The sequence below is a fragment of the Dysgonomonas sp. UBA7710 genome (genome assembly GCF_002482385.1).
Classification (GTDB): domain Bacteria; phylum Bacteroidota; class Bacteroidia; order Bacteroidales; family Dysgonomonadaceae; genus Dysgonomonas.
Genome location: NZ_DLFW01000003.1, coordinates 1 through 11195 on the forward strand (window position 1 = coordinate 1; position 11195 = coordinate 11195).

The 11195-nt window shown below is 37.8% G+C and carries 5 protein-coding genes; all 5 read right to left on the reverse strand.

The window, feature by feature from the left end; all coding sequences use genetic code 11:
* Nucleotides 1-248: 248 nt before the first annotated feature.
* Nucleotides 249-2141, reverse strand: coding sequence for a GxGYxYP domain-containing protein (locus tag B3317_RS02975; RefSeq protein WP_291108492.1), 1893 nt, complete (start codon nt 2139-2141; stop codon nt 249-251).
* A 23-nt stretch (nt 2142-2164) separates the two neighbouring features.
* Complete coding sequence (locus B3317_RS02980; protein ID WP_291108494.1) at nt 2165-3811, reverse strand: RagB/SusD family nutrient uptake outer membrane protein; 1647 nt, start codon at nt 3809-3811, stop codon at nt 2165-2167.
* A gap of 12 nt (nt 3812-3823) precedes the next feature.
* On the reverse strand, nt 3824-6814 hold the full coding sequence (locus tag B3317_RS02985; RefSeq protein WP_291108496.1) for a SusC/RagA family TonB-linked outer membrane protein: 2991 nt from the start codon (nt 6812-6814) through the stop codon (nt 3824-3826).
* Between the two features lie 26 nt (nt 6815-6840).
* Nucleotides 6841-7887 (reverse strand): LamG domain-containing protein, encoded by a 1047-nt coding sequence (locus B3317_RS02990; RefSeq protein ID WP_291108498.1) that lies wholly within the window; start codon nt 7885-7887, stop codon nt 6841-6843.
* Between the two features lie 239 nt (nt 7888-8126).
* Nucleotides 8127-10634: a Kelch repeat-containing protein gene (locus B3317_RS02995; protein ID WP_291108500.1), complete on the reverse strand. Its 2508-nt coding sequence runs from the start codon at nt 10632-10634 to the stop codon at nt 8127-8129.
* Nucleotides 10635-11195: the final 561 nt, after the last annotated feature.

The window sequence follows — 11195 nt, forward strand, 5'->3', positions numbered from 1 at the left end:
GGCATCCAGAAGTTCATTCCCCACGGCATGGCAATGGCCGGATAGGTGTTGCCCGTGGATAGAGAATGCTTAGATTGTGTGCCTACTAATGGGTTAACATAGTCCACAGGCATATAATCCTGAGCTGTTGACGTGAGAATGCTCAAAGCGCACAATAATAAAAAGAGGATCTTTTTCATTTTTGTTATTTTCCTTTATATTGTTAATAGGAAGAACTGTTATCAGGAGGGATAACAGTTCTTCGTTAATTAGAATATTTCACTCAGGTACTTCTTGGTCTGATCTGTTCTGTAATGCATTCGCACCCGCCATATCATTTCCTGTACGCTTACTACCTGAAAGTTGTCATCCAGATGATTCATGCATAATTTAGCAGCACTTGCTCCATTTTTATCTCCATTCGTATTTTCGGCTAATTCGTCATTCGAGTTTCCTATGTCCTTAAATTTACTCCATGCGTGGACGGAAATAAGTGAGAATGTTTCGTCTTTGGCTTCTTCTTTCAATCTGTTTGCCACATATGCAGGAGTACCTTCGCGAGTCGTATTGCGATTTCCAAAATTCCATAAGGAGTATTTTACTGTGATAACGGGAATGTCGTATCCTTTTTTATTGGTTATCCATATAATTTCACCTTCACCACCGGCATAAGGAGAGTATTGAATCGCTACAATTCCTTCCAACTGATCATTTGCATCTACATAAGCCTGAAAACCTTCTTTTGCTGCAGCTGATTTAACATCCTGAGCAATAAGACCTAGTACTTTAACACGATGTTGACGCATACTTGCTGCAACACTCTTAGCGATTTCCGCTAATCTCTCACTCCTATTATTATCAACACCAAAATTATCGGCATATAAATAGCCTCCGCCCAGAGCCTCAATTAAGGTGTAATTAGGCTTTTGCTGATTTATAATATTGGTGAATTGTGCAGGTGCGGTCATTGCCAGATTACCCACAGGTAGTCCGAATCCCATCTTCATATCATTTGCATCGGTATTCTGATAGAATTCCCCGACAAAATTATTCATCATCCATTGGATATTATCGCCATCAGATAAGTAGAATGAGACAAAATTCTTTTTCAAATCATAGTTAATAAACTGAGGATTTTCCACTTTGGCTAATGTAGCCGTTTGACGGCTCTTGTATAATAAAGAGGTCAGAGGCATATTGTATATCCAATCGCTAGGTACCCATGTATGTCCTGTTTTTGATGCCCTGTTTACAAATAATGCTTCATCAACACCCTGTTCCCACCCGAATATAGGTGCTCCGGGCTCCAGCCAGTTTAATACTTCAGCAAATATATCCAGGTTTTGCCCTGATGAAGGGTCTTCCTTCTGTTTGTTGATATTTAGTACAAACAAATTGTTTTTGATGGCGAAGTCACGAAGTTCACCGGTTTGTACAGGCATAACTACCAACGCTTTTTTATTACATTTATCTTTAAATTCGCGCCATGCATCTGCAGTCGTTTTATTACGTGCATCGTATTTCATCGTATAGCCTGCTGCTTCGAAGCTGGCTTTGTCCCTGATATCTACTATAATTGAATTGTAGACGTGGGATGCAACGGAAGCAACGATATTACTTTCAGGATTGTTTTCTACATCGGTTAAAACATATCCGTCAAAGTAATCTTTAAGCTGTATATTTACACCATCAGAGGGTCCATAATTGTTTTTTGCCAGTTCTAATCCACTTTGCATACCTTGCTCGCTGATACCCATATTCTTCAGGGCCTCTACGGACAACTTATAAGATTCCCTGCCACCATGATCGTGCATCCAAAAGCCAACCTCACTTTTTCCTTCATCTACAGCCCGATTGGTTAGGCCGGCCATAGACTGGCATAACAGGTGGTACTGAAGGCCCCTGATCTCTTCTGTCCATCCAAGCTCGTTACGGCTGCCAACGTTCAATACCTCCACGCAATTCCAGTATTTCTTGGGTTTGGTAGTCATTTCGGGGAAAGTATATTGCCCTACATTTGCAACCGGGTCATACTGATCCATATAGAGGCTAACATTGTTTTCTTCATTTAGCCCCATGTTCTTTGTAGGAGAAGAATAATCGTCACAACTGCTTGCTCCCAGGCTACATAATAGCCCCAGAATAATATATTTGATTTTCATTGTTGTCATATTTTAGTGTTTTTTTAATATCCTGTATTTTGACCGAGCCCTTTTATTTTGTTTATTTCATCCTGAGGGATAGGTCTGACCAGATGGTTTTCATTTAGGTTATCGTATGCCGCTACGAACGGATTGTATTCTTTCACACGGGTAAGTAGTGTATTTGTACGTTTCAGGTCGAACCATCTGTCATGGTCACCTAGTAATTCCCGTGCTCTTTCATCCATTATTGTATTAATGTTTAAAGAATTTAATTTCATTTGTTGCTCATACGTGTTTTCATCTTTAGCTGCTCTTTTTCGGATCGAGTTTATACGTTCCAGTGCAAGAGAAGAATTACCAGCCCCTAAATAAGCTTCTGCTGCAAGCAGGTATGTGTCTGATAAGCGAAAGACTACATCTTCTCTCGAACCCGGATTGCCCCAATCTATCTTTGTGTCTTTAAATTTCTGAATCATGGGCATACGGTCGATAGCATTTGCCAGAATCGGTAAAGCTGTTGACTGAGGATACCAGTTGTAGTCGCTGCCTGACTTGAACGGATAGTATTTCACTGCTCCTTCATCCATTCCTGAATTGTCATTCCAGCGAGGGAAATAGATTCCCAAATCACCGAATTTGGCATTAGCCGGATTGTTGATTAAGAACCGGCGTTTGAATGTAGCATCATATCTGGTATCGGCAACCGGGTCGGTAAATAGTTCATGTACTTTAGGTATTACCCAGTAATAACGGCTCATGGATGAATAATCGGCCTGAACTTTTGTAAACATATCGGGTTCCAAGGCTGTGATATTAAACCCGAATTGGCTTTGTTGAGAGTTGCCATTGCCTATATAATTCTTATCAGAACCATATTGAATAGCCCAGATTACTTCCGAGTTGTTCTGGTTATTTTCGTCATATACATCGCCATAATTTGCTAAAAGACTATATGGCTGAGATGTGGCTTCAATCAATTCATCCAGAGTGGAAGCCGCTTTGGAAAAGTCTGTAGCTTCTGCATAGGACTTGTAGGCGCGTGTCAGGTATAACTTTCCAAGTAGATGCAATACGGCAGCGTTAGTAAGACGTCCAGGTTCTTTTGTGGTCATATCCAGTTTGCCCTTGATTGCTTCCAATTCATCTATCATAAATTTATAGATAATTTTTTCATCAGTACGTTCGGTTTCTGTGATAATGCCTGTATTTTCTGTTGTATAGAAAGGAACGGCACCGAAAGTTTCTACTAAATAATAATATCCCAGTGCACGGAGAAACCGACCTTGCGAAGTGATGCCATCGTAGTCGCTGCCTGCTATTTCAGGGGTACAACGCGTTAGCAAAGTATTTGATTCCTGTACTATTTTATAAAGGTTTTTCCAATATCCTCCCACTATCGGAGCAGTAGAGTTGAATGTTTTGTCATAGCCGTTAAACATTCTTTCCACAGGGTTTTCTGTAATTGCCATATATAAATCTGTACCGAAATACTGGACTTCACCTGTACTGAATACTGAACGGTAGCGATAATATATGTCGATCAATAGTTTCTCTTGCCCTTGTTTTGTATTATAATATTCATCAGTTATAATAGACGGCGTATCCGAATTGAGGAAATCTGAGCATCCTGCCAGGGTTATTGAACAGGCCAATAATCCGTATTTTAATGTTTTTAATATCTTTTTCATGTGTTATTCGATTTAGAATGAAATGTTTACGCCTAAGGTAAATGTCATTGGATAAAGAGATAATTGCGTATATGCATTCTCTCCGATAGTTTCAGGATCCGGACCTTTATATGAAGTAAATGTGAACGGATTCTGAACAGCTCCATATACACGGGCATTCTTTAGGCCAGATTTTTTCAATATATTACCTGGTAATGTATAACCTAATGTTATGTTTTGGATTTTCAGGAATGAACCAGATATTTTCCCTAAAACCTGTGTGTAGTATGATTGGGCACCCACCTGAGGGTAGTCATTGCTACGATTCTCAGGGGTCCAGTATTTTACATCCAGTTTGTTCCAGTGCTCATTGTCCCATGCTGTAAACATATATGTGAAGCCGTCGTCGTACATACCTCCATAGCGGCCATACATGTATATAGACATATCCCAGTTTTTATATGTAAATGTATTTGTTATACCTACTGTCCAGTCAGGAGAAGGGGTACCAAGTATTTTATAATCCCGTTCATCCAGAACACCGTCGTCATTTAAATCTTTCACATGGATATGTCCCGGAACCTGACCATATTTGGCTGCTTCGGCTTTTTCGTCTTCCTGCCAGATACCGACCTTTTCGAAATCGTATATTACGCTGATAGGTTGTCCTATAAACCAACGGTTTGCCAGATCATCTTCTCCTGTTCCATATAGTTCCTTGATCTTGTTCCTATTCAGAGAGAATGTTGCATTTGTTCTCCATGAGAAATCAGAAGTAGATATATTGACAGTATTCAAACCGATTTCAATACCTTTATTTGTAGTACTTCCTATGTTTTCGAGAATAGAAGAATACCCGTTTATGCTGGCTACTGAGCGAGCGAATATAAGATCTTCAGTTAAGCGGCTATATATATCTACTGTGGCGCTTACTCTGTTGTTGAAGAAACCAAAATCCAAGCCGTAGTTCCATTCCGACATCATTTCCCATTTCAAATTGCTATTCCCTTTGGTATCACTTAGTCCGAAACCGTTTTGACCTGTAGAACCAAATGTATATTTGCTGAGGTCGAGTTTACTCTTTGTTATGTCGTAGTTTATATTGTTATTTCCACTTTTTCCCCAGCTTATGCGTAGTTTCAGGTTACTCAGCCAATCTGCACTTTTCATAAATTCTTCTTCGCTGAGTCTCCAGCCCAAAGCGAATGAAGGCATAAAACCCCATTGGTTTCCTGTAGCTAAGCGGGAAGAACCGTCGTAACGTCCTGTGGCCGTTAGTAAGTATCTGTCTTTTAAGGTGTAATTTACGCGTCCCATAACAGAAAGCATGGATGATTCCCAGTAATAGCTTTTAGCTCCTGTTATCTGGTCTGCAGTTTCAAGAGCATGCCAGTCTGACTGATAAGGCAATCCAACACCTTTCATTTCGGAGCCTTTATGTGTATCCTTCTGGGCACTGAAGAGCCCTATTACATTTAATTTATGTATGTCGTTGAATGTTTTGTTGTAGGTTGCGATGTTATCCCATACATAGTTAAGGTTTACTCCTTCTCTTCTGAATGCATCCGGATCGCTTACCCCTTGTTTGGATTGTGTGTATGTTCCTATCCATTCTCCATATACATCGTTGTCGTATTGTACAGCCACCTGGGATTTTAGGGATAATTCCTTAATCGGAGAAAATTCAAGGAAGCCTGAGAAATTGGTATAACGCGCTTCCGTTTCCTTTTTATTATTTTCAATCTGTACAAACGGATTTATTTTACTGGATGTAGGCTGTACATTGAAAGCATATTCTCCGTCGTATCCATACGGGCTGACAATCGGCGGTAAAAAGTATGCATTGACTAAAGCATCATCGGCTCCATGATTTGTTTTGTTGAATGAGATATAGCTGTTCATTCCCATTTTGAACCGATCCGACATACGATATTCCAAACCTATGTTTGCCGTAATACGTTCGAAACTTTCATTACCTACCATACCGTCATCCTTAAGATATCCCAAACCAAAAGTATAGGATACTTTATCTGAACTGCCGGAAGCACTTATACTATGATTAGTGACAATAGACTCATCAGAAAGTTCTCTCAGCCAGTCATAGTATTCACCATATTTAATCCTGCGTTTTTCATCCGTTGTCAGGAAATCGGGACGCATTAATGACGATTCTCCATATTTTTTCTTCCATAGGGCGATTCTGTAATCGACATACTCCATACCATTGCCTTTATTTCCTATCATATCGGGTATCCGGGTTGGTGTTTTTACTCCGACAGAACCATTATATTCAACATTGAATCCAGGTTTTTTATTTGCACCCTTAGTTGTTATTATAACGACTCCGTTAGCTCCTCTCGATCCATATATCGCAGAAGAGGATGCATCTTTCAGTACATCGATAGATTCGATATCGGCACTGTTCAGATGTTTCATACCCGACTGTGATGGTACTCCGTCAATAACAAAAAGAGGCTCATTAGAGAAATTGAATGAGTTTACCCCACGTATCTGAATATTCATATCGGCACCCGGACGATTCGAAGTTTTGTTTACCAATACACCACTTACGCGGCCATTCAGCGCTTCAGTGACATTGACCGTCATAGCTTTCATCAATTCTTTGTTATCCAAACTTTGAATAGAACCTGTAAGGTCTTTCTTTTCCATTGTTCCGTAACCGAAAACAACAGTTTCTTTCAATTGCTGACTATCTTCTTCCAGTTCTATGTTTAGGCTGATAGCTTTTGTAATAACAAATTTTTGAGGAATAAAACCCAGGTATGAGACAACTATAGTTTTGCCTTCAGTTACATTTAATTCGAAGTTACCGTCTATATCTGCAAGTGTTCCGGTTGTTGCTCCTTCAATGACTATGCTGGCGCCAGGCAGAGGTTCCTTCGTGCGGTCTTTTACAGTTCCTTTTACTGCTATGGTATTGCCTTGAGCAAAGACTACTGTAGAACAGCAGCAGAGGACAAGTATAAGCAATATGCATACTTTTGTGAATACATTTCTATTCATAGTAATTATTTTTTATAAATATTAGATTATTGAGCTACAGGTTTCCATTTGTATGATCCGACAAGTTTAGCCGTGTGTTTACCTGTTTTGTCAGTAATGTTAGTATTATCTGCAGGCACAGTAGTAAAATCCCATGCACAAGTCAGGTTAGCTTCCGTACCTGTTACATCAGAATTCATCAATGTCTGTATTTCCGCTTGTGTTTTAGCTTTACTCCATAGTCTGAACTTTTTCATGTAACCGGTCATACAACGATTGTTATCTTCGGGTTCCATAAATGCATACATTTTCAGATTTCTGGTGTTTGGCTGATATTTTTGTAGTGTTGATCCATCATATATATCATTTGTTTTACTAAAGAATAATTCACCGTTGATATACATCTTCAGTTGTTCACTTGCCGCGCTTTCATCATATACAGCAGCCAGATGCATCCATTGTCCGTAAGTTTCCGGATATGCTTTACCCCATTCCAGTACCCGGTCTTGTTGTGGTCCCATACCCATTGTCATACGAAGATTAGATCCCATAAAGTTTATCATCCATCCTTGCTTCACTCCGTTACCGTCATGGCTGAATGTGGCAATGAAATCACCTATGGCAAATTCGAAGAAATTAGCATCATACTTGAGCCAGCTCTCCACTGTAAATGTGTTGGAACCGCCATAGGCCGCAGATTCTCCAAAATCGATATATCCTTTTTTATCAATACCGAATACAAGTAATTCACCGGCTGATCCGGCAGGCAGTGTCATCTGGTAGGAATTCATAAATTCAGCTATAGCTTTGTCCGATGCTACACAATAATTATCGACTTCGAATTGCAGGACAAACATTCCGGCTTTAGCTTTCGAAATACCAGTTTTAAGGTCTTCGATGGCTTGTAACAGGTTATCTGCATTTTCCTTAGGGAAAGTTCCGTCTTCTGTGCCTATTTTTGCTGTATCCAGCATGTTCTGCATATCCGATAGATGACCATATAGACAATCCAGATTGATATCTGCGGCATTGTCTTTTTTGTCAGAGCATGAAAATGCAATAAAAAAGACAAGCAACAAAAAACTAATCTTCATCCCCGGATTTTTTCTTTTATCAAAAAAGCTCATGATAATAAAAATTTAAGGTTATTACTTATTAAAAAATTAATACTTCGTTTGTTTTGGGAAGATTGCGGAGTAGATATTTCCGAATCTTCACAAATGTATTATTTGGTAAAGATAATGGGGGTTAAATTCGGGTTAAAAGTGGCTTAATAAGCGGGACTTTTTCATTAATCGGTTATTCAGATGTTAAAATGACAGAGCCGATATAGTTAATCTTTTTTTAGAATAGAAGATAATGTGTAAGGAAAATCTTGTTTATTTTCTTTCTTATATTCAATTGCAAATAATGCATATTTCTTTTTAGCTTCTTCTGTTTGTTTCAGGCTATACAAGGAGTTTATCAGATAATACAAAGCTTTTTCATTCAGAGGGTCTGTTATGAACAGAACTTCAGAGAGATGAATCGTATGAATATAATCCTGACTATCATATGCTTTCTCTATATCAATCGATAATATTGATCGGATTTGGGCTTCTATCTTTTCCTTAAAAGAATCCAGCAGCGTGTCATCTGACGATTTCAGGAATTTGCCGCGTATTAGGACTTCTATTAATTGAGAGTTGCTGTTAATATTATTTTCCGAATGAATTAATTGTTCGAAAAGGAAGCAATCGCAATAGCAATCATCGGTTAGCTCAATTTTGAAATACCCCTTATCAAAGAGCAGATCAATACCGTTTAAGTCCGAGAGAATCTTTCTCAGATGATTGAGTGTGACATTTCGGAGATTTTTTACATTAAATTCAGACCGGTCGGGCCATAAAGCCTCACTGAATTGTTGTGATGAAATACCATCTTTTAGGCTATGTTCCAATATGAGCAGGAATGCTTGTCTGAGCCGGGCACTGAACATATATGTAATATCCCGTCCGTTTTTATCGTATACGGTAAATTCACCGAAAAGATAAATAGCATTTGCTTTATCTTTTATTTCTATATTAGGTTTGACCGGAATGGAAATTCCTTCACTCTCTGAAGCAGGAACCGTTATTTTTCTATTTCTTTTTTTATAATAAATCAGAATGGAAAATAGACCTGTTAAAAGTAAAATAACAACAAGCCAAAACCATTTGTTTATAGCGGTTTGCGAACTCCCATATGTGGTCAGGTCGGTCTTGCTTATAGAGGGATATGATAACGAATAGAAGCGGGTAACGGAAGAGCCGTCGTCCTGAAATTCCTGAACTGTACAATAAAATTCTTTAAGTTTATGGTTGAAGTATAAATTTGCATTTGTAGGTATTTTTTCAGAAAGTATAGGAATTGAATCACCTAGTATTGTGTAATTTCCGTTTTTTATTGAAAACCGATACAGTTGCAGGTAAGAATTAGGCTTGTGTTCAGGATAGCATAATGTATAGAAACAAGAATCGTTGAGCATAATCATATTCCGTGTAGGAACAATGTTTTCCCGTTGCCAGGACAAATTCCATAATTTTTTAATGTTTTTGCTATCCAAATCCACCTGGAATAAGTCGTACAAATAGCTGCGTCCGATAGTTTGATCTCCGGATTCATTTCCCATTCCGCCAAAAATGAAAAGTTGATTTTTTGATTTAAAACTAGCCATACCGGAAAAATAACGGGGCATAATCTTATCCCCATTGAAGGTTAAGGTATCCCACTTACTTTTTTCGATATCGAATGAAAGGAATTCCTTATTGTATTTTTGATTACCGAATCCGCCAAAAATAATATATCTTTTATTTTCCATGTCATAATATCCATTATGGTGGTGGAGTTGCATGGGTAAATATGTTGTGCTGACGGGTTCCCATGTTGTGTTTTCTAAATTAAGTGAAGCAACTGTGGTATTTCCTATCGGAAGATTATTGACTTCATATATATAGAGTTTATCTTCTTTGTCATCGACAAAACTGGTGCCGAGTTGAATATCTACAGGTAGCTTGTTTGTATATTTTTTGATAAATACATTGTTTGTTCGCAGGTCGAATAAAGAGAGGGAATCGGTATTAAAGAATAATATATTCTGTTTGGATTCATCATAATTAACTCCGCCTACTGTTTCCGATTTATATGTGTAGCGGTGTTTCCAATAATACGCAGTATTTATAAGCCAAACAGGATTGGATACATGTCCTGTGACTTTTCCTTGCAAATCATGTACATTTTCGCCATCACTTTCTTTTAGAGGAAAACGCAGTAGCCGGTTGTCGTTTTCAACCTCCAGATTGCGTAAAGCGAAAACGGGAACATCAACAATATGATCGCTTTTTCCAAAAAATATTTGAGGGTGGAACTGTTTTGGTAAGCCCGGATTCTTTACTATATATTCTTTGTTGTTTATAGATATAAGTAAGTTGTTGTCATTCAATAGAAAAGTGACAGAAACAGTCTGCCATTGGCGGTTACCTAATATGTTATTAGGCAACTCTATGGAAATCAGATTGTCTGTTCCCTCTGCATTGAATTTAAAGAAACTATTTTTGTCGTCTTTGTAAGTATAGGTTAAGTTATATGTTTTGTTGGTATCTTTGTCCTTTAAGCGGAATATATAGCCAAAACTGTTAAATTGCAGAATTGATATTTCGAAACGGATGGAGAAGCTGTTCTTAAAAGTTGGTATTTCTTTATCAAACACAGAATATGAAGTACGGTCCTCTATTAATTTATCATTGCCCTGAAATTGCAAACCTTGTGCATAACAGCTTAATGTAAATATAACTCCAAAGAATATAGATAGATATAACTTCATAAATTTACCAGACATATTAAACTTAGCCAAGACTATTCATTCTGTACAATTAAAACGAAAACAAATTTAAGAAAACTATAAGAACAAACAAAGTCTATCTGTTTTAAAGAGATGCATTCGCTAGTCCCGGATACTTGACAAGTGAATAGGATTTATTTTCGCAGGCGAATTATTAAACATGATTTCTGTTCTGTAATTTAGAACATAGGCTTGTTTTATGTAGAATACTTAGTCCGTTCTATCTATTCAACGTTAACTTAAATTGCAAATTTGAGTAATTATTTATTCTAAAAAGATCAGCAGATTCTAATATTATTAATAAATTTGTTTGTCATAAAATATTCATTAATAGTTTGTTGTTTTATAGGGCGTCTTTTTTTATTTCTTTTTTTTGCTTTAGGTGTTGCAGAATAAATAAAAACAACTACCTTTGCATCCGCTTACCGAGAGAGGTATACGAGAGGAACGAAGAGTACTTATTGTGATTTTGTACTGATGAAGTTTCTTAGGAGATAAAAAATTGAATAATCAATGGTTTGTCAACGGTTCGAATCCGTTATT

Coding starts and splice junctions, on each gene's coding strand:
- B3317_RS02975 (WP_291108492.1), bottom strand. CDS start 2,141: ATGAAAATCAAATATATTATTCTGGGGCTATTATGTAGCCTGGGAGCA.
- B3317_RS02980 (WP_291108494.1), bottom strand. CDS start 3,811: ATGAAAAAGATATTAAAAACATTAAAATACGGATTATTGGCCTGTTCA.
- B3317_RS02985 (WP_291108496.1), bottom strand. CDS start 6,814: ATGAATAGAAATGTATTCACAAAAGTATGCATATTGCTTATACTTGTC.
- B3317_RS02990 (WP_291108498.1), bottom strand. CDS start 7,887: ATGAAGATTAGTTTTTTGTTGCTTGTCTTTTTTATTGCATTTTCATGC.
- B3317_RS02995 (WP_291108500.1), bottom strand. CDS start 10,634: ATGAAGTTATATCTATCTATATTCTTTGGAGTTATATTTACATTAAGC.